The sequence below is a fragment of the Streptomyces sp. FIT100 genome (assembly GCF_024584805.1).
Classification (GTDB): Bacteria; Actinomycetota; Actinomycetes; order Streptomycetales; family Streptomycetaceae; genus Streptomyces.
On sequence record NZ_CP075715.1, the window covers coordinates 1711000 to 1732833 of the forward strand.

At 71.6% G+C, this 21834-nt stretch carries 15 protein-coding genes; 8 read left to right on the plus strand and 7 right to left on the minus strand.

Annotation, left to right across the window (positions count from 1 at the left end; all coding sequences use genetic code 11):
* Positions 1–36: 36 nt before the first annotated feature.
* Complete coding sequence (locus KK483_RS07450; RefSeq protein WP_262004416.1) at positions 37–978, minus strand: PAC2 family protein; 942 nt, start codon at positions 976–978, stop codon at positions 37–39.
* Positions 979–1266: 288 nt separating this feature from the next.
* Entirely contained in the window at positions 1267–2760 is a 1494-nt protein-coding gene (gene rpsA / locus KK483_RS07455) for a 30S ribosomal protein S1 (protein ID WP_262004417.1), read from the minus strand.
* Positions 2761–3155: 395 nt separating this feature from the next.
* Here rpsA and KK483_RS07460 point away from each other — a divergent pair, with 395 nt between their 5' ends.
* Together KK483_RS07460 and hrpB are read left to right on the plus strand one after the other, a co-directional pair.
* The gene (locus KK483_RS07460; protein WP_262004418.1) at positions 3156–3995 is read left to right on the plus strand and encodes a class I SAM-dependent methyltransferase; all 840 of its coding nucleotides are present in this window, start codon (positions 3156–3158) and stop codon (positions 3993–3995) included.
* A 139-nt stretch (positions 3996–4134) separates the two neighbouring features.
* A complete protein-coding gene (hrpB, locus tag KK483_RS07465; protein WP_262004419.1) occupies positions 4135–6639 on the plus strand; it encodes an ATP-dependent helicase HrpB in 2505 nt (834 codons plus the stop codon).
* A gap of 79 nt (positions 6640–6718) precedes the next feature.
* Here the strand turns inward: hrpB and KK483_RS07470 are convergent, their stop codons facing one another.
* The 3 genes from KK483_RS07470 to KK483_RS07480 form a co-directional block, all read right to left on the minus strand.
* Complete coding sequence (locus KK483_RS07470) at positions 6719–7711, minus strand: DUF3068 domain-containing protein (protein WP_262004420.1); 993 nt, start codon at positions 7709–7711, stop codon at positions 6719–6721.
* A gap of 17 nt (positions 7712–7728) precedes the next feature.
* Positions 7729–7866, minus strand: a complete 138-nt coding sequence (locus tag KK483_RS07475; RefSeq protein WP_262004421.1) for an SPW_0924 family protein — start codon at positions 7864–7866, stop codon at positions 7729–7731.
* Between the two features lie 178 nt (positions 7867–8044).
* Positions 8045–9766 (minus strand): lytic transglycosylase domain-containing protein, encoded by a 1722-nt coding sequence (locus tag KK483_RS07480; protein WP_262004422.1) that lies wholly within the window; start codon positions 9764–9766, stop codon positions 8045–8047.
* Positions 9767–9945: 179 nt separating this feature from the next.
* Between KK483_RS07480 and KK483_RS07485 the strand changes: the two genes are divergently transcribed.
* Positions 9946–10809, plus strand: a complete 864-nt coding sequence (locus KK483_RS07485; RefSeq protein ID WP_262004423.1) for a DUF4184 family protein — start codon at positions 9946–9948, stop codon at positions 10807–10809.
* A gap of 373 nt (positions 10810–11182) precedes the next feature.
* On the opposite strand, the gene polA is transcribed toward KK483_RS07485, so the two are convergent.
* Positions 11183–13840 carry a DNA polymerase I gene (gene polA / locus KK483_RS07490; protein ID WP_262009384.1) on the minus strand — a complete coding sequence of 886 codons (2658 nt, stop codon included), beginning with the start codon at positions 13838–13840 and terminating at the stop codon, positions 11183–11185.
* A gap of 235 nt (positions 13841–14075) precedes the next feature.
* On the opposite strand from polA, the gene KK483_RS07495 reads away from it, so the two are divergent.
* Positions 14076–16370 carry an FdhF/YdeP family oxidoreductase gene (locus tag KK483_RS07495; protein WP_262004424.1) on the plus strand — a complete coding sequence of 765 codons (2295 nt, stop codon included), beginning with the start codon at positions 14076–14078 and terminating at the stop codon, positions 16368–16370.
* 58 nt (positions 16371–16428) lie between these two features.
* Positions 16429–16920 (plus strand): PaaI family thioesterase, encoded by a 492-nt coding sequence (locus KK483_RS07500; RefSeq protein WP_262004425.1) that lies wholly within the window; start codon positions 16429–16431, stop codon positions 16918–16920.
* A 189-nt stretch (positions 16921–17109) separates the two neighbouring features.
* Here KK483_RS07500 and KK483_RS07505 read toward each other — a convergent pair whose 3' ends face one another.
* Positions 17110–19074: a Xaa-Pro dipeptidyl-peptidase gene (locus KK483_RS07505; RefSeq protein WP_262004426.1), complete on the minus strand. Its 1965-nt coding sequence runs from the start codon at positions 19072–19074 to the stop codon at positions 17110–17112.
* Positions 19075–19287: 213 nt separating this feature from the next.
* Between KK483_RS07505 and KK483_RS07510 the strand changes: the two genes are divergently transcribed.
* From KK483_RS07510 to KK483_RS07520, 3 genes are all read left to right on the plus strand, one after another.
* Entirely contained in the window at positions 19288–19695 is a 408-nt protein-coding gene (locus tag KK483_RS07510) for a hypothetical protein (RefSeq protein WP_262004427.1), read from the plus strand.
* A 230-nt stretch (positions 19696–19925) separates the two neighbouring features.
* Complete coding sequence (locus tag KK483_RS07515; RefSeq protein ID WP_262004428.1) at positions 19926–20345, plus strand: hypothetical protein; 420 nt, start codon at positions 19926–19928, stop codon at positions 20343–20345.
* 212 nt (positions 20346–20557) lie between these two features.
* Positions 20558–21790: a branched-chain amino acid ABC transporter substrate-binding protein gene (locus tag KK483_RS07520; RefSeq protein WP_262004429.1), complete on the plus strand. Its 1233-nt coding sequence runs from the start codon at positions 20558–20560 to the stop codon at positions 21788–21790.
* Positions 21791–21834: the final 44 nt, after the last annotated feature.

A 21834-nucleotide genomic window follows, 5' to 3' on the forward strand; every position in this document is an offset into this window, starting at 1 on the left:
ACCCCTGGAGTTCGCCCTCCTAGGGTTTGTCCTCCTCTAGGGTTTGTCTTCCTCGCGCTCGGCGAGGAAGCGCTCGAACTCCCGGCCGATCTCGTCGGCGGAGGGCAGGTCGACGGGCTCGGCCACGAGACTGCCGCGTGTCTCCGCGCCCGCCATCGCGTCGTACTGGTGCTCGAGCCCCTGGACCAGGCTCACCAGCTCCTCGTCGCCCTCGCCGATCTGGCGGTCGATCTCTGTCTGGGTCCGCTGGGCCTGGACGCGCAGGGCGTGTGCGACGTCCGGCAGCACCAGTCCCGTCGCGGCCGTGATCGCTTCGAGCGCGGTGAGCGCCGCGTCGGGGTAGGACGAGCGGGCGACGTAGTGCGGTACGTGCGCGGCGACGCCGAGGACGTCGTGTCCGGACTGCATCAGCCGGTACTCGACGAGCGCCTCCGCGCTGCCCGGCACCTGGGCCTCGTCGAAGGGGCTGCGATGGCCGGGCATGAGGTCGGTGCGGTTGCCGTGCGGGGTGATGCCGACGGGGCGGGTGTGCGGGACGCCCATGGGGATGCCGTGGAAGTTCACGGACAGGCGCACGCCGAGCCGCTCGACGATCTGCCGTACGGCGGCGGCGAAGCGCTCCCACTCGACATCCGGCTCGGGCCCCGAGAGCAGCAGGAAGGGCGCGCCCGTGGCGTCCTGGACCAGCCGGACCTCGATGACGGGGGTCTCGTACGCCGTCCAGCGGTCACGCCGGAAGGTCAGCAGCGGCCTGCGCGCACGGTAGTCGACGAGCCGGTCGTGGTCGAACCGCGCGACCACCTGGTGCGGAAGCGAGTCCAGCAGCGACTCGACGATCTGCTCACCGGTCTCCCCCGCGTCGATGTATCCGTCGAAGTGGTAGAGCATGACCAGTCCGGCCGACTCCTGCGCGAGCGCCATGTCGACGACGGCCAGGCCCTTGGGCTCCCACTCGTACAAACCCTGCGGATCAACCACGGTTACCGCTCCTCCTCGTGTCCGTACGGAAGAACGCCCTGCACCCGGGCGGGAATTCCCTGCCCGTGAGCCGTTCTCGACGGCGTGTGACCGGCTCGATCGGAGACGAAGGCGTGAGGAGGGGACGGCGTGAGGAGGGGACGGCACGTGGAGCGGACGGCACGTGGAGCGGACGCGGCGCGCGGGGGCCGAAAGCGCACCGCCCGAAAGCGCGCGAACGCGAACGAGGCCCGCCCCCGAAGGGAACGGGCCTCGTCGTCAGCCGGTGATCAGCTGGGGGTCAGAGCCTCAGCTCTGGCCGCCGGCCAGCTTCTCGCGGAGCGCGGCCAGGGCCTCGTCCGACGCCAGGGCGCCGGAGTTGTCGTCCGACTCCGAGGAGTACGAACCACCCTGCGGCGCGGCGGCCGGAGCGGCGGCGCCGCCCTCGGCAGCGGCGGCCTCGTCGGCCTCGCGGCTCTTGATGACCTGGGCCTGGTGCTGCTCGAAGCGCTGCTGCGCCTCGGCGTACTGGCCCTCCCACGCCTCGCGCTGGGTCTCGAAGCCCTCGAGCCAGTCGTTGGTCTCCGGGTCGAAGCCCTCGGGGTAGATGTAGTTCCCCTGGTCGTCGTACGACGCGGCCATGCCGTACAGCGTCGGGTCGAACTCGACCGAGGCCGGGTCGGCACCGAAGGACTCGTTGGCCTGCTTCAGGGACAGCGAGATCCGGCGACGCTCGAGGTCGATGTCGATGACCTTGACGAAGATCTCGTCGTTGACCTGGACGACCTGCTCCGGGATCTCCACGTGGCGCTCGGCCAGCTCGGAGATGTGGACCAGACCCTCGATGCCCTCGTCCACGCGGACGAACGCACCGAACGGAACGAGCTTGGTGACCTTACCCGGGACGACCTGGCCGATCTGGTGCGTACGGGCGAACTGCTGCCACGGGTCCTCCTGCGTCGCCTTCAGCGACAGGGAGACACGCTCGCGGTCCATGTCCACGTCGAGAACCTCGACGGTGACCTCCTGGCCGACCTCGACGACCTCGGACGGGTGGTCGATGTGCTTCCAGGACAGCTCGGAGACGTGCACCAGGCCGTCGACGCCACCCAGGTCCACGAAGGCACCGAAGTTGACGATCGAGGAGACCACACCGGAGCGGACCTGACCCTTCTGCAGGGTCGTGAGGAACGTCTGGCGGACTTCGGACTGGGTCTGCTCCAGCCAGGCGCGGCGGGACAGGACCACGTTGTTGCGGTTCTTGTCCAGCTCGATGATCTTGGCCTCGAGCTCCTTGCCGACGTACGGCTGGAGGTCGCGGACGCGGCGCATCTCGACCAGGGAGGCCGGGAGGAAGCCACGGAGGCCGATGTCGAGGATGAGACCACCCTTGACGACCTCGATGACGGTACCGGTGACGATGCCGTCCTCTTCCTTGATCTTCTCGATGGTGCCCCAGGCACGCTCGTACTGGGCGCGCTTCTTCGAGAGGATCAGGCGGCCTTCCTTGTCCTCCTTCTGGAGGACAAGGGCCTCGATCTCGTCGCCGACGGCCACGACCTCGTTGGGGTCGACGTCGTGCTTGATCGAGAGCTCGCGGCTCGGGATGACACCTTCGGTCTTGTAACCGATGTCGAGCAGGACCTCGTCCCGGTCGACCTTCACGATGACGCCGTCGACGATGTCGCCGTCGTTGAAGTACTTGATCGTCTCGTCGATCGCGGCGAGGAAGGCTTCCTCGTTACCGATGTCGTTGACCGCAACCTGCGGGGTGGTGGCGGTGGTCTCGGTGCTGCTCGTCATGTGGGAAAGGGCTCCGGTACGGACATTGAGTCGTAGGTACTGCTACGCCGAGAGCCCGTATCGCAGCTGATGAAGCCGGACAGCCAAGGAAGCGCCAACCCGAGAGGAATGGCGCCTCGAGAACCGAGGGGACATACAACAGATGCGAGCGCGGCCTGCTCCGTCTGAGGCGCACAAGCCCGCAGCGCAACCTTTAGCATAAGGGGGCGGCAGGGCACGGTCAATGCGCGAAGCCCCCACCGGGGGCGGAACGGCCCATACCCGGCGCAACTCGCTGTCCGACAGGGCCGCATACTGGTGCGCGACGCGTACGGCGACACTCGGTGCATCGACACTCGGACGCCTACGGCAGCACCCACCGGGCGCGGCTTCAGCAACGTACAACGACGGGCGAGATGATCCAAGGGTACGAACCGGACGACCAGCCGGGGCCGGAACCGGAGTACGAACCGGAGGCCACCCGGCGTGCCGCAGGCGACGCGGAGAGCAGCCGGGCCAGCCGCGGCTGGTGGGACCGCAACGCGGACGAGTACCAGCACGAGCACGGGACGTTCCTCGGCGACGACCGCTTCGTCTGGGGGCCGGAAGGGCTCGACGAGGCGGAGGCGCGGCTGCTCGGGCCCGCGGAGTCGCTGAAAGGCAAGGACGTCCTGGAGATCGGGGCCGGTGCGGCGCAGTGCTCGCGCTGGCTGGCCGCACAGGGCGCGCGCCCGGTGGCGCTCGACCTCTCGCACCGCCAGTTGCAGCACGCCCTGCGCATCGGCGGCGGCTTCCCGCTCGTCGAGGCGGACGCCGGGGCGCTGCCCTTCGCCGACGGCTCCTTCGACCTGGCCTGCGCCGCCTATGGGGCGGTGCCGTTCGTGTCCGACCCGGTGGCGGTCTTCCGCGAGGTGGGGCGGGTCCTGCGACCGGGCGGCCGGTGGGTCTTCTCGGTGACGCATCCGATCCGCTGGGCGTTCCCCGACGAGCCGGGGCCCGAGGGCCTGAGCGTGGCGGCCTCGTACTTCGACCGCACGCCCTACGTCGAGCAGGACGAGCGAGGGCGTGCCGTCTATGTGGAGCACCATCGGACGATCGGCGACCGGGTGCGGGACGTGGTGGCCGGGGGCTTCCGGCTGCTGGACCTGGTCGAGCCGGAGTGGCCCGCGTGGAACCACCAGGAGTGGGGCGGCTGGTCGCCGCTGCGCGGGAATCTGATCCCGGGGACGGCGATCTTCGTCTGCGAGCGGGACTGAGCGCCCTCCTCGCCGCCGAGGACGCGTCGCAAGGATCCGCCAGTCACAGGATCTCCAGTCGCAGGGATTTGTCATACGAACTACGGGCTCTGTGGATGACGCACACGACCGCCGGCGACGGGCATACGACACTGACGGCATGATCCGAACCGACGCACTCGACGCGCTTCCCGTACGCACCGCCCTGCCCGCGCTGGAGCGGGCCCTGGCGGAACACGGGACGGCGGTGCTGTGCGCGCCGCCCGGCACGGGGAAGACGACGCTCGTGCCGCTCGCGCTGGCCGAGCGGGGTGCACGGGTCGTGGTCGCCGAGCCGCGCCGGATCGCCGCGCGGGCGGCGGCGCGGCGCATGGCGTGGCTGCTGGGCGAGCAGACCGGCGGGCGGGTCGGCTTCACCGTGCGCGGGGAGCGAGCCGTGTCCCGGGAGACGGTCGTCGAGGTCGTCACCACGGGTGTGCTGCTCCAGCGTCTCCAGCGGGACCAGGAGCTGCCCGGCGCCGATGTCGTGATCCTCGACGAGTGCCATGAGCGGCATCTGGACGCGGACACGGTGGCGGCGTTCCTGCTCGACGTCCGCGAGACGCTGCGGCCGGAGCTGCGGCTGGTGGCGGCATCGGCCACGACGGACGCCGCCGGGTGGGCGCGGCTGCTGGGCGGTGCTCCGGTGGTCGAGGCCGAGGGGGTCGCGCATCCGGTGGAGGTGGTCTGGGCGCCCCCGGCCCGGCCGGTGCGTCCGCCGCACGGGATGCGGGTGGATCCGGCGCAGCTGGCGCATGTGGCGTCGGTGGTGCGGCGGGGGCTGGCCGAGCGCACGGGTGACGTGCTGTGTTTTCTGCCCGGTGCCGGGGAGATCGCCCGGGTCGCCGGGCTGCTCGCGGATGCGGACGCCGACGTGCTTCAGGTGCACGGCCGGGCGCCGGCGGCGGTGCAGGACGCGGTGCTCGCCGGTTCCGGCGACGGCCGCCGCCGGGTCGTGCTGGCGACGTCGGTCGCGGAGTCGTCGCTGACCGTCCCGGGTGTGCGGGTCGTCGTCGACTCGGGCCTCGCACGTGAGCCGCGCACCGATCACGCCCGGGGCATCGGCTCGCTGACGACCGTACGGGCGTCGCAGGCGGCGGCGCGGCAGCGCGCCGGCCGGGCGGGGCGCGAGGCACCGGGCACGGTCTACCGCTGCTGGTCGGAGGCGGAGTACGGGCGGCTGCCGCGCTTCCCGGCGCCGGAGATCCGGATCGCGGACCTGACGGCGTTCGCACTCCAGGCGGCCTGCTGGGGCGATCCGGACGCCTCGGGTCTCGCCCTGCTGGACCCCCCTCCCGGTGGCGCGATGGCCGCGGCCCGCTCGGTGCTCTCCGCGATCGGCGCGGTCGACGCGTCGGGCCGTGCCACGGAGCGCGGCGCACGGATGTCCCGCATGGGCCTGCACCCCCGGCTCGCCCGCGCCCTGGTCGACGGCGGGCCCGAGGTGGGCGTCCGGCGCGCCGCCGAGGTGGTGGCGCTGCTGAGCGAGGAGCCGCCGCGGGAGTACGGCGACGACCTCGCCGCCGCCTGGCGAGCGGCCCGCCGAGGCGGCGACGCGTACGGTGCGCTCTGGCGCGCGGAGGCGAGGCGGCTGGAGAACGCGGCCGCCTCCGAGGCCGGGCGGCGGACGGGACAGCTCTCCGATGACACCGTCGCCGGGTTCGTCGCCGCGCTCGCCTTCCCCGAGCGGGTCGCCCGCGGCCGGGGCGAGGGCGCCTATCTGATGGTCTCCGGGACGGGCGCCGAGCTCGGTGAGGGCTCGCGGCTGCGCAGTGCGCCGTGGCTCGCCGTGGCCGTCGCGGACCGGCCCGCGCACGCCGCATCGGCGCGGGTGCGGCTCGCGGCCGTCGTGGACGAGGAGACGGCGCGTACGGCCGCCTCGCATCTGCGGAGCAGCGGCGAGGAGGTGCACTGGGAGGACGGCGACGTCGTCGCCCGGCAGGTCGAGCGACTGGGCGCGGTGGAGCTGGCCGTGCGCCCGCTGAAGGAGCCAGGCCCCGGCCTCGTGCGCCACGCCCTGCTGGAGGGGCTGCGCCGCGAAGGGCTCGGGCTGCTGTCCTGGTCCCGGGATGCGGGTGCGCTGCGGCAGCGGCTGGCGTTCGTGCACCGGGTGCTCGGCGCCCCCTGGCCTGACGTGTCGGACGGCGCCCTGCTGGAGCGCGCCGCAGAGTGGCTGGAGCCTGAGCTGTCCCGGGCGCGCCGCCGGGCGGACCTGGCCCGTATCGACGTCGGTCAGGCGCTCCAGCGGCTGCTCCCCTGGGCGAGCGGCGAGGCGGCCCGGCTCGACGAGCTCGCGCCGGAGCGGATCGAGGTGCCGAGCGGCTCGCGGATACGGGTCGACTACGGCGGTGAGCAGCCCGTGCTGGCGGTGAAGCTCCAGGAGGTCTTCGGGCTCCAGGAGACGCCGCGCCTCGCCGGAGTCCCCGTACTCGTCCATCTTCTCTCCCCCGCCGGGCGGCCCGCCGCCGTCACCGCGGACCTGGCCTCGTTCTGGCGGGAGGGATACCGGGCGGTGCGGGCGGAGCTGCGCGGGCGCTATCCGAAGCACCCGTGGCCGGAGGACCCGACGACGGCGGAGCCGACGCGCAGGACCAACCGGGGCGCCGCACGGGACGTCGGACGCTGATCGGACGTCGGAGGGTGACCGGGCGCCGGAGGGTGACCGGACGCCGGAGGGTGACCGGATGTCGGACGCCGGCGAGATGTCAGACGCTGACCGGCTCCGGGGTGCGCTCCTCCACGGCGGGTCCTTCCGGCCGCCTGGAGCGCGCCTCCAGCCAGAGCGAGAGCACGAGCAGGCCCGCGCCGAGGGTCAGGAAGCTCCACGGCAGATAAGAGACGAGCAGCAGCACCAGCGTGCGGTTCGAGGACACGAGCTCGACGGTGTAGTCGATGTAGTCCTCGCGCATCTTCACATGGCCGGAGAAGGCCGTGACCTTGTCCCGGCCGCCCAGCAGGGAGCCGCCGCGCAGCTCCTCGCTGTGGATCTCCTCGCCGTTGACGGGGGCGCCGGTGAGGGGCTCGACCCAGAACATCCGCTTCGTCGTGTACCAGCGGGTGGTACCGGTCTGCTTCTCCAGGGTCGTCGCGTCGATGCCGGGCAGCGGCATCACCTTCGGGTACGGGACCTTGGTCCACGGGATCGTCTGCTCGAAGTAGTAGACCTCCAGGCCCCGGAAGGTCCTCGTCCCCTTGTAGTGGATGGGGGCGGAGGTGCGGGTCTGGGCGTCGAAGTACTCGTAGTCCCGCTTCTCGGTCAGGAAGGGCCATTTGAACTCGATGCCCTCGCGCCGGACCGCGTCACCGTCGACCATCTCGCCGGTCGCGTGCACGGGCGCCTGGGTGTGGGCGTCGAAGATGTAGCGCTCGGGGATCTGGGAGACCATCTTGCCGTCGGGGCCCTCGACGTACGACAGCGAGTCCCACACGACGACGTCCCGTCCGGCGTCCCGCTCGATCTTCGCCGACTCCTCGACGTTCCCCTTGAGGGTCTGGACGATGGTGACCTTCTCGACTTCCTTCGCCTCCATCGTGTCGTACTGGAGCAGGGTCGCGGGCTTCGCCTCCAGCACCATCTCCTGGTACTGGCTGGGCGGGATCTTCGCGAGCCGCGGGAAGGCGTACCAGCGCAGTACCGGCGCGAGGGCGGCGAAGAAGACGGCGAAGGCGAGGAGGACGAGGCTGGCTCGGCGGTGCATGGCGGCGGGTCCTCCCACTACTTCTTGAGGCCGGGGACGGTGGTGTACAGCGGCTGGGGCGAGGTCTCCCCGGGGGGTACGTCCATCACGGCGATGAGCAGCATGACGAGGAGCACCGGGGCCAGCCCGATGGCGGCGGCGGCAAGGGCGCGCATGGTCGGCCTCCCGGGGCACGGATCTGATACAGCGTCAGACGCGAGGGCGGGGGCACCGTAGCAACGTGGCGGCGAGATGAGAACACGTCTCACCGCATCCGGCGACGGCACCGCCCCTTCACCGGGTGCGGTGAAGGGGCGGCGATGTGCGCGACGGCGGGGTCCGGGGAGACAGCGCCTAGGGGGTCGGGGTGGCGGGGGCGCTCGGCTCGGCCGGCGGCGCGGCGACCTGGAGCTCGATGGTGAGCGTCGCGCCGCCAGGTGCGGTGAGGCGGAGCAGGAACGTGCCCGTCTGGTCGTCGGCGTAGATCTTCGGCAGGACGAGGGCACCGTCGGCGCCGGTCCTCAGCTCGGTCAGGGTCCGGACCGGGTTGCCCTCGGCGTCCTTGAAGTACGGCCCCTTGGTGTTCTCGGCCGGGTCGTCGGCCGCGGTGATCATGGTGGCGGTGACCGACACACCCGCGGCGGCGGCACCGTCGAACGCGGCCCTGACCTCGACCGCGTCGGCGAACTCGGCGCCCGGCGCCGCGGTCAGCTCCTTGTCGCCGGCCCTGGTGAGCTCGTCGGCCTGGCGCTGGGTGACGGTCGCCGTCCGGTCCAGGCGGGGGGCCACCCGGCCGGCGACGGTGACGCGCACGGTGAAGTCACCGGTCCGCTCTCCCGCGAGGAGCGCGGGCGCCACGGCAACACCGTCCGCCCCGGTGCGTACGACGACGGAGCGGCGGTCCCCGCTGAAGCGGGCGTCCGTGTCACCGACGACCTCGACGACCAGACTGGCGCCGGGAACGGCGAGCCCTCGGGCGTTCTTCGCGCGGGCCTTGACGGGCTGCGCGAACTCCTGGCCCGCGACGGCGGTGAGCTGCCCTCCGGCCGCGTCCTCGACCACGGTGACGGTCTCGGTCGGCGACGGGGCGGGCGGCGTGGTGGCACCGCCGCCCGGCTTCGTCGGCGGCGGCGTCATGGGCGGGGTCGTCGTGGGCGGCGGCGTCGGGCTGGGGGTACCGACAGGCTGCGAGGGGCCGGCGCTGGGGCCAGGGGTGACGGGTGCGGTCGGCGAGGGGCTCGCACCGGAGGAACTGTCGCTGCGGCCGACGGGCAGCACGCCCGTGCCGTCCGGGACCTGGTGGGTGCCGCGCTTGTAGTACTCGAACCAGGACAGCACCGTCCGCAGGTACTCCTGCGAGTGGTTGTAGCTCAGGATCGCCCGGTCCAGATCGGACGGCACGGACAGATCACGGCCGCCGGCGCAGAGGTACTTGCCGGCCGCGAGGGCTGCGTCGTAGATGTTGTTCGGGTCCTTGCGGCCGTCACCGTTGCCGTCCTGGCCCCAGCCGGCCCAGGTGGACGGGATGAACTGCATCGGCCCGACAGCCCGGTCGTGGGTGCGGTCACCGTCGTACGCGCCGTCGTCGGTGTCCGAAATGTTCGCAAAGCCCACGCCGTTGAGGACCGGGCCGAGGATCGCGGAGGTCGTCGTGCCGTTGGCGTCGACACGACCGCCGCGCGCCTGGCCCGACTCGACCTTGCCGATCGCCGCGAGCAGTTGCCAGGGCAGCCGGCAGGCGGGGTCGGAGGCCGCCAGGGCTGCCTCCGCCTGCTTGTAGGCGCCCAGCACGGTGGCCGGTATGCCCGCTTCGGCCGGACCTGTCGCGACCGGCAGATTGATGGAAGCGCCCGGCTTGTTCGGGGTGTTGAGCGGGGGCAGGTCCGTGTAGTACGGGGAGTTGCCGGTGGCCGAGGTCTCCGGGGGCGTGGCCGACTCGGACGCACTGCCCTCTCCTCCGGTCGTGGTGGGCGTGACACCCGGCGCCTGTGACGCGGAGAGCGCCGCCACGGCGGCCGCGGCCACTGCGGTGGTGGTTGCTCCCTTGCGCAGCCGGCGGCCGAATAGCGCTGCCATACGCCTGTTCCCTCCCCAAAGACGACTGTCCGCGCTCCCCGCGCATTGACTCAGGTGACACTACGGCAACTGAGGACGCGGTAACACCGTGCCCCCGGCCGCACTTGTCTGCTTTTCACCCGGTGGTCACCCATACTGGGCGGCATTGCTCGACGTCGGACGCACAGGGAGAGCACGTCATGCCGTTCACGCTCAGCCACGCCGCGGCAGTGCTGCCGGTGATCCGGAGGAACGGCACGGCTCGCGGTCCGCTGATCGCGTCGGCCCTCGTCGCGGGGTCACTGTCGCCGGACGCGACCTATTTCACGGCAAGCGCACTTCCGGGTGCCATGGAGTTCGGGGCGGTGACGCACGGGCTGCCCGGGGTGCTGACGGTGGATCCGCTCATCACGGCGGTGCTCGTGGGGCTCTGGCTGCTGATCCGCGACCCGCTGGTGGCGCTGCTGCCGCCCGGCCGGCAGGGGCGGGTGCACACGCTGCTGCGGGGCCGGCCGCGGCTCGACCGGTCGCCGGCGGCCGTGGGGTTCTGGTTCTACGTGTCCGCGGTGCTCGGGGCGGCGACGCACGTGGTGTGGGACGCGTTCACCCACTTCGACCGCTGGGGCATGCGGATGCTGCCGGTGCTCGGTGAGGTGGTGGCGGGCTTCCCCCTCTATACGTACACGCAGTACGGCAGTTCGGCGCTGGCGCTGATCGGCATCGCCTGGTTCACGGGCTCGGCGCTGCGGCGGGTTCCGGTGACGCCGCGGCCGGCGTCGGTTCCGCTGCTCGGGCGCGGCGAGCGGCGGGCGGCGGCAGTGCTGATCGGGGTGTGCCTGCTGCTGGGCGTCGTGCACCGGTGCGTGCGCTGGTACCTGTACTGGGGCCGTATCGAGACACCGCTCGACCTCGTCCCGACGGCGTGCTTCGGCGCGGGGGCGGGGCTCGCGGCAGGAACGGTGCTGTACGGCGCCGCCGTCCACCTCCGCGCCCGCCGCCGCGCCACTTCTCCCGCACCGGCGCCGGCCCAGCCCGCCGACCCCGACCGGGCGGGCGTCTCCTGACCCACGCGTCTCCGGCCACGGGCCGGCGGGTGGCACGACCACCACGCTCAACGCCCTGGCAACGGCCTCCCCCGAGCAGACGATCCGCACCGGAGGGACGACCGGTACCGACCACGCCCGGCCCGGCAAGGGGCCGTGCCGCCGGCCCCGCAGGGGACGGCGGCAAACACCGGGCACCCAATTCGGGCGGGCCTTGTACGCCGCCGACCCCGAGGAGCCGAGCCCGGAGGGGCCCCGGGACCCGCACCCACCACACCGGACACGCCCGCACACCCCGCACCCCCGACACCGGATGTCCCGTCCACACGCACCCGGGCCAGGCGGGCCCCCGCCCCGGGGGCCGACGGGGCCACCGCCCCCGTCGCAAGTGAGGTCAGTGCGCCGCGGATTCCCAGTCCGGGCCCACGCCCACCGAGACGTCCAGCGGGGCCCTCAGGTCCACCGCCGTGGACATCTCGTGGCGGACGATCTCCTCGACCCGGTCCCGCTCGCCCGGAGCGAGCTCCAGGACGATTTCGTCGTGGACCTGGAGCAGCATCCGGGACTCCAGCCCCGCCGCCCGCAGCGCGGCGTCCACGCGGACCATCGCGAGCTTGACGATGTCCGCGGCGGTGCCCTGGATCGGCGCGTTCAGCGCCATCCGCTCGGCCGCCTCGCGACGCTGTCGGTTGTCGCTGTTGAGGTCCGGCAGATAGCGCCGCCGGCCCAGCATCGTCGCCGTGTACCCCGTCGCCCGGGCCTCGTCCACGGCACGCCGCAGATAGTCCCGGACCCCGCCGAAGCGCTCGAAGTACGTGTCCATCAGCGCCCGCGCCTCGGCCGCCTCGATGTTGAGCTGCTGGCTGAGGCCGAACGCCGAGAGGCCGTACGCCAGCCCGTACGACATCGCCTTGATCTTGCGCCGCATCTCCGCGTCGACGGCGGACCGCTCGACGCCGAACACCTGGGACGCCACGGTCGTGTGCAGGTCCTCGCCGGAGGTGAACGCCTCGATGAGGCCCTCGTCCTCGGACAGATGGGCCATGACCCGCAGCTCGATCTGGCTGTAGTCCGCGGTCATCAGGGCGTCGAAGCCCTCGCCCACCACGAAGCCGCGCCGGATCGCCCGGCCCTCGTCCGTGCGCACCGGCACATTCTGCAGGTTGGGGTCGGTCGACGAGAGCCGTCCCGTCGCCGCGACCGTCTGGCTGAAGGTGGTGTGGATCCGCCCGTCCGCCGCGATGGTCTTGATCAGGCCCTCGACGGTGGAGCGCAGCCGCGCCTGCTCGCGGTGGCGCAGCATGATCACCGGGAGCTCGTGGTCGGTCTGGCCGGCCAGCCAGGCCAGCGCGTCCGCGTCCGTCGTGTAACCGGTCTTGGTCTTCTTCGTCTTGGGCAGGTTCAGCTCGCCGAAGAAGACTTCCTGGAGCTGCTTGGGCGAGCCCAGGTTGAACTCGTGGCCCACCGAGGCGTGCGCCTCCTTCACGGCCTGCTGCACGGCGCCCGCGAACTGGAGCTCCATCCCCTCCAGATGTGCGCGGTCGGCGGCGATGCCGTGCCGCTCCATCCGGGCGAGCAGCAGAGAGGTGGGCAGCTCCACGTCGTGCAGCAGTCCGACCGCGCCGACCTCTTCGAGACGGGAGCGGAACGCCTCGCCCAGGTCGAGGACCGCGCGGGCCTGCGCCATCAGCGCGTCCGCCTCGGCCTGCTCGTCCTCGGTGCCGAAGGCGAGCTGCCCGTCGGCCGCGGCCGGGGCCAGCTCACGGTGCAGGTACTCCACGGACAGGGCGTCCAGTGCGAAGGAGCGGCGGCCCGGCTTGACCAGGTACGCGGCGAGGGCGGTGTCCATCGCGACGCCCGCGATCCCCCAGCCGTGCTCGGGGAAGACCCGCAGCGCGTCCTTGGCGTTGTGCATGACCTTGGGGCGGTCCGGGTCGGAGACCCAGGCGGCGAAGGCCCGCTCGTCGGCCTCGTCGAGCTGGGTCGAATCGAACCAGGCGGCCTTGCCGTCGGCCGCCGCCAGCGCGATCTCGCTGACGTTGCCCACGCCCAGCGCCCAGGAGGCGACGGTGGCGACGCCGAGCGGCTGCGCACCGTGCCGCTCCAGCCACGGGGCCAGCTCACCGGCGCCCAGCACGCTGCCGTCGAGCTCGATTCCGGCGGCCGGGGCCGGTGGCTCGTCCTCGGCCGCGCCCGGGTCGACGGCGAGCAGCCGCTCGCGCAGGCTGGGGTTGCGGATCTCCAGGATCTCCAGGAAGCCCTTCAGCGCCGTGCGGTCGTACGGCGCGCGCTCGAGCTCCTCGACCGGCTTCGGCAGTGCGACGTCGCGCACCAGCTCCGTCAGGTGCCGGTTGAGCTTGACGGCCTCCAGGTGGTCACGCAGCGCCTGCCCGACCTTGCCCTTGACCTCGTCGGCCCGCTCCACCAGCTCCGCGAACGAACCGAACTGGTTGATCCACTTCGTGGCGGTCTTCTCGCCGACGCCGGGGATGCCCGGCAGATTGTCGGACGGGTCGCCGCGCAGGGCGGCGAAGTCCGGGTACTGCTGCGGGGTCAGCCCGTACTTCTCCTGGACCTTCTCCGGGGTGAAGCGGGTCAGCTCGGAGACGCCCTTCGTCGGGTAGAGCACGGTCACATGGTCGGAGACCAGCTGGAAGGAGTCCCGGTCGCCGGTGACGATCAGCACCTCGAAGCCCGCGGCCTCCGCCTGGGTGGCGAGGGTGGCGATGATGTCGTCGGCCTCGAAGCCGTCCACCGCGAACCGCACCGCGTTCATCGTGTCCAGCAGCTCGCCGATCAGCTCGACCTGGCCCTTGAACTCATCAGGGGTCGAGGACCGGTTCGCCTTGTACTCGGGGAAGTCCTGGGAGCGCCAGGTCTTGCGGGACACGTCGAAGGCCACCGCGAAGTGCGTGGGCGCTTCGTCGCGCAGCGTGTTCGCCAGCATCGACGCGAAGCCGTAGATGGCGTTGGTCGTCTGGCCGCTCGCGGTCGTGAAGTTCTCCGCGGGCAGCGCGAAGAACGCCCGGTACGCCAGGGAGTGCCCGTCCATGAGGAGCAGGCGCGGACGGGTTTCGTCTGGGGTCTTCTTCGATGCTGTCTCAGCCACGCACACGATCCTGCCACGGACCGCTGACAAAGCCGCCCACGGCGACGGACGGGCGCCCGCCGGCAGGTACCCGCCGGCAGGTGCCCGGCGACCGGCAGGACCGGCTGTCACCGGGGCGTGACACCATCTCCCGAGAACAAGCGCACAGCATCCGTCCCCGCGCTCGAAGAGGAGCACGATGGCCACCAAGCCGCCCGAAGGTGACCCGGTCCAGGACGCCCCGCAGGTCGAGGCGGTCCAGCGCGCCGCGGCAGGGCTGCCCGCGATCGGGCACACCCTGCGGATCGCGCAGCGGCAGATGGGGATGCGGCGCACCGCGCAGACCCTGCTCAAGGTGAACCAGAAGGACGGGTTCGACTGTCCCGGCTGCGCCTGGCCCGAGGGTGACAAGCGGCACGTGGCGGAGTTCTGCGAGAACGGCGCGAAGGCCGTCGCCGAGGAGGCGACGCTGCGCCGCGTCACTCCCGCGTTCTTCGCGGCGCACCCGCTCGCGGACCTCGCCTCCCGCAGCGGGTACTGGCTGGGCCAGCAGGGCCGTATCACCGAGCCGATGCTTCTGGAAAGAGGGGCCCTGGCCGAGGGCGCCGACCGGTACGAGGCGGTGACGTGGGAGCGGGCGTTCGCGATCATCGCCGAGGAGCTCCGGGCGCTCGCGTCCCCGGACGAGGCTCTTTTCTACACATCGGGCCGCACGAGCAACGAGGCGGCCTTCCTGCTCCAGCTCTTCGCCCGAGAGTTCGGCACGAACAACCTCCCCGACTGTTCGAACATGTGCCACGAGTCCTCGGGCTCGGCCCTCACCGAGACCCTCGGCGTCGGCAAGGGCAGTGTCTCCCTGGAGGATCTGCACCGGGCGGACCTGATCATCGTGGCCGGGCAGAACCCGGGCACGAACCATCCACGGATGCTGTCCGCGCTGGAGAAGGCCAAGCGCTCCGGCGCCCGGATCATCTCGGTGAATCCGCTGCCCGAGGCGGGCCTGGAGAAGTTCAGGAACCCGCAGACCCCGCAGGGACTCCTCAAGGGCACCTCGCTCACCGACCTCTTCCTCCAGATCCGCATCGGCGGCGACCAGGCCCTCTTCCGCCTCCTCAACAGGCTGGTCCTGGAGACGCCCGGAGCCGTCGACGAGGACTTCGTGCGGGAACACACGCACGGGTACGAGGAGTTCGCGGCCGCCGCCCGCGCCGCCGACTGGGACGAGACGCTCGCCGCGACCGGACTGGACCGGGCGGAGATCGAGCGGGCCCTGGCCATGGTCCTCGCGTCGGAGCGCACGATCGTCTGCTGGGCGATGGGGCTGACCCAGCACAAGCACGCGGTCCCCACCATCAGGGAAGTGGTCAACTTCCTGCTCCTGCGCGGCAACATCGGGCGGCCGGGCGCCGGGGTCTGCCCGGTGCGCGGCCACTCCAATGTGCAGGGCGACCGGACGATGGGCATCTTCGAGCGGCCCGCGCCCGCCTTCCTCGACGCCCTGGAGAGGGAGTTCGGTTTCGCACCGCCGCGCCACCACGGCCTGGACGTGGTCCGGTCCATCCGGGCGCTGCGCGACGGCGAGGCGAAGGTGTTCTTCGCCATGGGCGGCAACTTCGTCGGTGCGACCCCGGACACGGAGGTCACGGAGGCCGCGATGCGCCGGGCCCGGCTGACCGTGCACGTGTCGACGAAGCTGAACCGCTCGCACGCGGTCACGGGCGCCCGCGCGCTCATCCTCCCCACGCTGGGCCGCACCGACCGGGACGAGCAGAAGAGCGGCAGGCAGTTCGTGACCGTCGAGGACTCCATGGGCATGGTGCACGCCTCGCGCGGCAATCTGCCGCCCGCGAGCCCGCATCTGCTCTCCGAGCCGGCGATCGTGGCGCGGATGGCGCGCGCCGTGCTCGGCCCCGGATCGGCGACGCCGTGGGAGGAGTTCGAGAAGGACTACGCGACGGTCCGCGACCGGATCGCCCGGGTCGTCCCCGGCTTCGAGGACTTCAACGCACGCATCGCGCACCCGGGGGGCTTCACGCTGCCGCACGCCCCGCGCGACGAGCGCCGCTTCCCCACCGCCACCGGCAAGGCCAACTTCACCGCGGCCCCCGTCGAACACCCCGAGCTGCCGGAAGGCAGGCTGCTGCTGCAGACCCTGCGCTCCCACGACCAGTACAACACCACGATCTACGGGCTCGACGACCGCTACCGCGGGATCAGGGGCGGCCGCCGTGTCGTCCTCGTCCACCCGGCGGACGCCGGGGAGCTGGGTCTGGCCGACGGTTCGTACACGGATCTGGTCAGCGAGTGGACGGACGGCGTGGAGCGCCGGGCGCGCGGCTTCCGGGTCGTGCACTACCCGACCGCCCGCGGCTGCGCCGCCGCGTACTACCCGGAGACCAATGTGCTGGTGCCCCTGGATGCCACCGCGGACACCAGCAACACCCCCGCCAGCAAGTCCGTGGTGGTGCGTCTGGAACAATCACCGGCCGACTGAGCGTTTGCTCAGTCACGTGCAGGAGCGCACGAGCAGACGAACGGACGGAGCCTGGCCCATGGGCGAGCACACCAGCGTGAAGTTCCCGCAAGAGGTCATCGACGAGTACGCCTCGCTCGGCGTCGACCTGCCCGCCCTGTTCTCGGCCGGGCACCTCGGCAACCGGATGGGCGTGCAGATCGTCGAGGCCTCCGCGGACCGGGTCGTCGGCACGATGCCCGTCGAGGGCAACACCCAGCCGTACGGGCTGCTCCACGGCGGCGCCTCGGCCGTGCTCGCGGAGACGCTCGGCTCGGTCGGCTCGATGCTGCACGGCGGTGTCTCCAAGATCGCCGTGGGTGTGGACCTGAACTGCACGCACCACCGGGGTGTCCGCTCCGGTCTGGTCACCGGAGTGGCCACCCCGGTGCACCGGGGCCGCTCGACGGCCACGTACGAGATCGTGATCAGCGACGAGCAGGACAGGCGGGTCTGCACGGCCCGCCTGACCTGCATGCTGCGGGACGTCCGCCCCCAGGACGCGGACAACGTCCCGGGGGCGACGGCCTAGGGCGTGTTGCGAAAGTAGCGTCGTCCGCCCGTAGGGCGGGGCGCGGCGGCGTCTGGTGCGTGCGATCGCAAGGCGGAGGAAGGAGAGCGCAGCGGGCTGCGCCGACGACCGACAACGCCGCGAGCGTGCGTGCCAGACGCCGCCGCGCAGACGGGACTTTCGCAACACGCCCTAGCGGACCGCGACGGCCTAGCGGGCGACGGGCAGGGTGACGCTGCTGAGGCCCGCCCGGACGGCGAGTTCCGTGCCGGCCGGGTGGCGCAGCGTGTAGTCGTGGTCGGTGGAGATCAGCACCACGCCCAGCCGGTGCCCCTTCTTGAAGACGTAGTCCTGCGGCTGCATCCCCCACTCCAGGCGGTACTCCCGGCCTTCGACGACGGGGGTCTGCCACTCGGCGGAGTGCCGGTTGCGGATGTCCACCCAGCCCCGCGACACGATCTTGAAGTCGGTGGTCTCGGTCCGGTGCCGGGTCCGGTAGGCGCAGCCGGTGTCGCCGGGGATGCCCTCGCCGTAGCAGATCTGCTGGGTGGTGTCCGTGACCGTGCCGGCGACGGCGCGGGTGTCGGGGCCGTAGTCGACCAGCAGCGCGGTCACATACGGTGATGAACCGGCGAGCGAGGCCCGTACCGACACTTCCGGGACACCGTTGACCCGCAGATCGGCGGGGAGCGGTCCCGTCGTGTGGGCGAGCCGGTCGGTGCGCGTCGCGTCGGGCCCGGTGACCAGCAGTTCGGCGGGGACGGTCCGGCCCGTGTCGGTCATCGTCTGCCGCACCGGCTTCCCGGGCAGCGGCGAGAGCCGCCCGCCCTCGTTCAGCCGCAGCGTGAGGTCACGGGTTCCGGGCGCGGGCCACTCCCGCTGCTGCCGCCAGCTGAAGTCCGCCTGCTCGACGTCGACACGGGGCGCGGCCAGGGCACCGTTGTCCAGCCCGTAGAGGAAGTGGTCGAACCACTGGTGCAGCTGGTCAAGCCACTCCTCCATGCGCAGCGGCATCGGGTTGACGTGTCCGGCCTGGTGCAGCCACAGCTTGCGCGGGACGTGGTGCTTCTTGAGGGCTTCCCACAACTGGCCGAAGTGCTGGGTCTTCACGTTCCAGTCGTTGCCGCCGTGCACGACGAAGACGCCCGCCTTGATCTTCCGTGCGTCCTTCAGATAGTCCCGCTCCTGCCAGAAGCGGGTGAAGTCGCCGGTCACCCGGTCCTGTCCGGCGGTGAGCCGGTCGAGGACGGGCTTGCAGATCTCCTGGTCGGCGCGGGTGTAGACGTACTTGGCGAGGACGTCGGCGTCCTCGCCCTGGAAGCCGCCGGGGGCCACGACCCCGCCGCCCGCCCGGTAGTAGTCGTACCAGGAGGAGATCCCGGAGATCGGCACGATCGCCTTGAGGCCCTCGACACCGGTGGTGGCGACGGCGGTCGGCAGGGTGCCGTTGTAGGAGATGCCCATCATCGCCGCGTCCCCGGTCGACCATGCCGCCCCGACGGGCCGGCCGTCCGGGTCCCAGCCTCTCGCCCGCCCGTTGAGCCAGTCGACGGCGGCCTTGGCGCCGAGGGTCTCGTTGCGGCCGCCGGAGGTCGGGCAGCCGGTGGAGCCGCCGCTGCCGAGGCTGTCGAGCTGGGCGACCGCGTAACCGCGTGGCAGGAAGTAGTTGTCCGTGTAGCCGGACCAGACGACGGACGGCCCGCTCCGGGCGAGCGCAGCCGGTGGCGCGTACGGGTCCACGAGCCCGGGGGTCCGCTCCCCGAGCGCGAGCCGCCTGCCCGCCGGAAGCCCGTCCTCGTCCAGGTCGACATTGTGGTTCTGCACGTCGTTGCCGCCGGCCCAGTAGGGGCTCGCCTCGATGATCGTGGCGACGTCGAGCCCCGCGTCCGTCTCCTTCGGCCGCAGGATCCGCATCCGTACGGTGTCGCGACGGCCGTCGCCGTCGCTGTCCACCTCGGTCTCGATGTCGACCTGTTGATATATCGCGTCGGCCCGGGAGAAGACGGGCTGGGTCTCTTCGCCCGCGATGCTCAGGGCGGGGGTGGCGTCCGCCTGCGCGGCGGGGGCGGGAAGGGCCGCGAGGAGGGACACGGCCAGCACCGCCGCCCCCCAGGTCCGGACGGCCCGCGGACGGCGGGGAGTTGAGAGCGTGCGTGTGCGTGCGGGTCTCGCCATGTGCCTGCCTCCACGGCCGGGGTTGGTGACGATCACGCGGGAAGCGCGGACACATTCCACCGCCTGTGCATCAGCGGCACCAGACCGCGTCCGGCCGCCCCCGTCAACACCGCTGATTCCGTGTGCTGTTGCTCGCGGCGAGCCACGACGGGTGATCCGGTCACCCCGACCTCACCCGTTGCCGGGACGGGCGTGCGGAGCTAGCGTCGGTCCATGAGCCGTGGCGCGCCGCCCCCCGCACGGTGCACCGTTCTGCACCTGGCGGCGACCGTCTCCGCGACGATGGTCCTGCTGACCGGTTGCGCGGAGCCGGAGCGCGGCGTCTCCGGGCAGCCCGGCCCGTCGCCGCGTACGACGTCCTCCGAGACCCTGTGCACACGCGTTGTCGCCTACTGGGGGCACAGGCTCCTTGCCGCGGCCGGCAGCGGCTACGGCGACTACCAGTCGATGGGCCTGTCGAACGCCCAGTACGACATCCTCCGCGCGGCCCTCGACACCGCGCGCGCCGAGCAGGACCGCAACGGCCCTGATTCCGCCCATGAGCTGATGGACCGGCAGATACGGCAGCACTGCACCGACCGCCACCGCAGCGGGACCCCGACCGGCAACCCGTGGCAATGACCGGCATCGGCCCTGTGGAGCCCGGCGAGTCCACCTACCCGGTACCGGACCACGAGGAACTGTACCGCTCCCGGCGGTCCACACCATGGGGGACACGGGCGGAACTCCCCCCGCACCGACGTGCGTTGGCAGCCGCCCTGCTGCTGCTCGCCACCGCCGTCGGCTCCGGACGTCTCCACGCCACCCGACCGCACCCCGATCCGTCCCCCTGGCCTGCGCAAACCGTCTCCGTGACGTACGCAGGCCCCGTCACGGACGTCGACGGAGCGGACGGCGACGGAGCGGACGGCGACGGAGCGGACGGCGACGGAGCGGACGGCGCGCTTCGCTTCTCCGTACGGATCGAGGCCGCCGCGGGCACCCCTGTCACCGTCGAGTCCATCCGGCAGCCCTCCGCCGCCCTGCGCCTCAGCGCCTCCCCGAACCCTCCCTTTACGGTGAAAGCCGGTTCCAGCCGCCGCGTGGAAATCGTGATCAAAGTGGGCGACTGCGGAAAAGCTCCACGGAATGCCGGGCTCCCTTTCCTTGACGTAACCCTGCGTAATGTGCGTGCAAAACAGGATCAGAGTTTCATCCTCGGCGACCGCTACACAGGCGACCTGGCCAGGGCCGTGAACGACCACTGCGAGCGGGCACCACGGATGTCATGACCAAAAACAGGTAACAGTCATGCACTCCAGGCCGCAAATCCGTTCGGGATAACAAGAGCGTCACAGCATGCGCCAGACCCGTGCTGAATTCCCATTTACCCGCTTAGAGTCACGGCCAGTCACCGCGCCACCGGATTCCTTGCCAGTAAGGCTCCAGCGCTCGACTCGGCGCTCCAACGGGAGACGCCGTGCCAGGTGAAAGGACCCAGATCGTGCGTCAACGTTCGCTCATAGCCATCACCGCTGCACTCGCAGCCGGGGCACTCACCCTCACCGCCTGTGGCTCGCGCGACGACAATGGTGGAGACGCCGCGGCCGGTGGCGACACCACCGTGGTCATCGGTGTCGACGCGCCCCTGACCGGCGACCTCTCCGCGCTGGGCCTCGGCATCAAGAACTCGGTGGACCTCGCCGTCAAGCAGGCCAACGAGAAGAAGTACGTCAAGGGCGTCACCTTCAAGATCGAAGCCCTCGACGACCAGGCGCAGCCGTCCTCCGGCCAGCAGAACGCCACCAAGTTCGTCGCCGACAAGAACGTCCTCGGCGTCGTCGGCCCGCTCAACTCCTCGGTCGCCGAGTCGATGCAGAAGGTCTTCGACGACGCGAAGCTCGTCCAGGTCTCCCCCGCCAACACCAACCCGGCGCTGACCCAGGGGCAGAACTGGAACGGCGGCACCAAGGCCCGCCCGTACAAGTCGTACTTCCGCACCGCGACCACGGACGCCATCCAGGGCCCGTTCGCCGCGCAGTACCTCTTCAACGAGGCCAAGAAGGCGAAGGTCTTCGTGGTCGACGACAAGAAGACCTACGGCGCCGGCCTGGCGGCCACCTTCAAGGCCGAGTTCACCAAGCTGGGCGGCAAGGTCGCCGGCGAGGACCACGTGGACCCGGAGACCAAGGACTTCTCCTCGGTCGTCACCAAGATCAAGGCGTCCGGCGCGGACGTCGTCTACTACGGTGGCGAGTACCCGGCGGCCGGCCCGCTGAGCAAGCAGATCAAGAAGTCCGGCGCCAAGATCCCGCTGGTCGGCGGTGACGGCATCTACAGCGCCGACTTCATCAAGCTCTCCGGCGCCGAGGGCGCCGGTGACTTCGCCACCTCGGTCGGTGCGCCGGTCGAGACCCTCCCGTCCGCCAAGGAGTTCGTGGCGAACTACAAGGAGGCCGGTTACAAGGAGGCCTACGAGGCCTACGGCGGCTACTCCTACGACTCCGCCTGGTCGATCATCGAGGCCGTGAAGAAGGTCGCCGACGGCAACGGCGGCAAGCTGCCCGAGGACGCCCGCGCCAAGATCGTCGAGGCGATGAGCGGCGTCAGCTTCGACGGAGTCACCGGCAAGGTCTCCTTCGACGAGTTCGGCGACGCGACCAACAAGCAGCTGACCGTCTACACGGTCAAGGGCGGCGCCTGGTCTGCCGTCAAGTCCGGTACGTTCACCGGCTGATCTCCACTCCGCATCACTTCCACGGCCGCGCGGGGCGCTGCACC

Bases quoted from the DNA above. Each gene is read 5' to 3' on its own strand.
- rpsA (WP_262004417.1), bottom strand. From the start codon at position 2,760: ATGACGAGCAGCACCGAGACCACCGCCACCACCCCGCAGGTTGCGGTC.
- KK483_RS07460 (WP_262004418.1), top strand. From the start codon at position 3,156: ATGATCCAAGGGTACGAACCGGACGACCAGCCGGGGCCGGAACCGGAG.
- hrpB (WP_262004419.1), top strand. From the start codon at position 4,135: ATGATCCGAACCGACGCACTCGACGCGCTTCCCGTACGCACCGCCCTG.
- KK483_RS07470 (WP_262004420.1), bottom strand. From the start codon at position 7,711: ATGCACCGCCGAGCCAGCCTCGTCCTCCTCGCCTTCGCCGTCTTCTTC.
- KK483_RS07475 (WP_262004421.1), bottom strand. From the start codon at position 7,866: ATGCGCGCCCTTGCCGCCGCCGCCATCGGGCTGGCCCCGGTGCTCCTC.
- KK483_RS07480 (WP_262004422.1), bottom strand. From the start codon at position 9,766: ATGGCAGCGCTATTCGGCCGCCGGCTGCGCAAGGGAGCAACCACCACC.
- KK483_RS07485 (WP_262004423.1), top strand. From the start codon at position 9,946: ATGCCGTTCACGCTCAGCCACGCCGCGGCAGTGCTGCCGGTGATCCGG.
- polA (WP_262009384.1), bottom strand. From the start codon at position 13,840: ATGGACGGGCACTCCCTGGCGTACCGGGCGTTCTTCGCGCTGCCCGCG.
- KK483_RS07495 (WP_262004424.1), top strand. From the start codon at position 14,076: ATGGCCACCAAGCCGCCCGAAGGTGACCCGGTCCAGGACGCCCCGCAG.
- KK483_RS07500 (WP_262004425.1), top strand. From the start codon at position 16,429: ATGGGCGAGCACACCAGCGTGAAGTTCCCGCAAGAGGTCATCGACGAG.
- KK483_RS07505 (WP_262004426.1), bottom strand. From the start codon at position 19,074: ATGGCGAGACCCGCACGCACACGCACGCTCTCAACTCCCCGCCGTCCG.
- KK483_RS07510 (WP_262004427.1), top strand. From the start codon at position 19,288: ATGAGCCGTGGCGCGCCGCCCCCCGCACGGTGCACCGTTCTGCACCTG.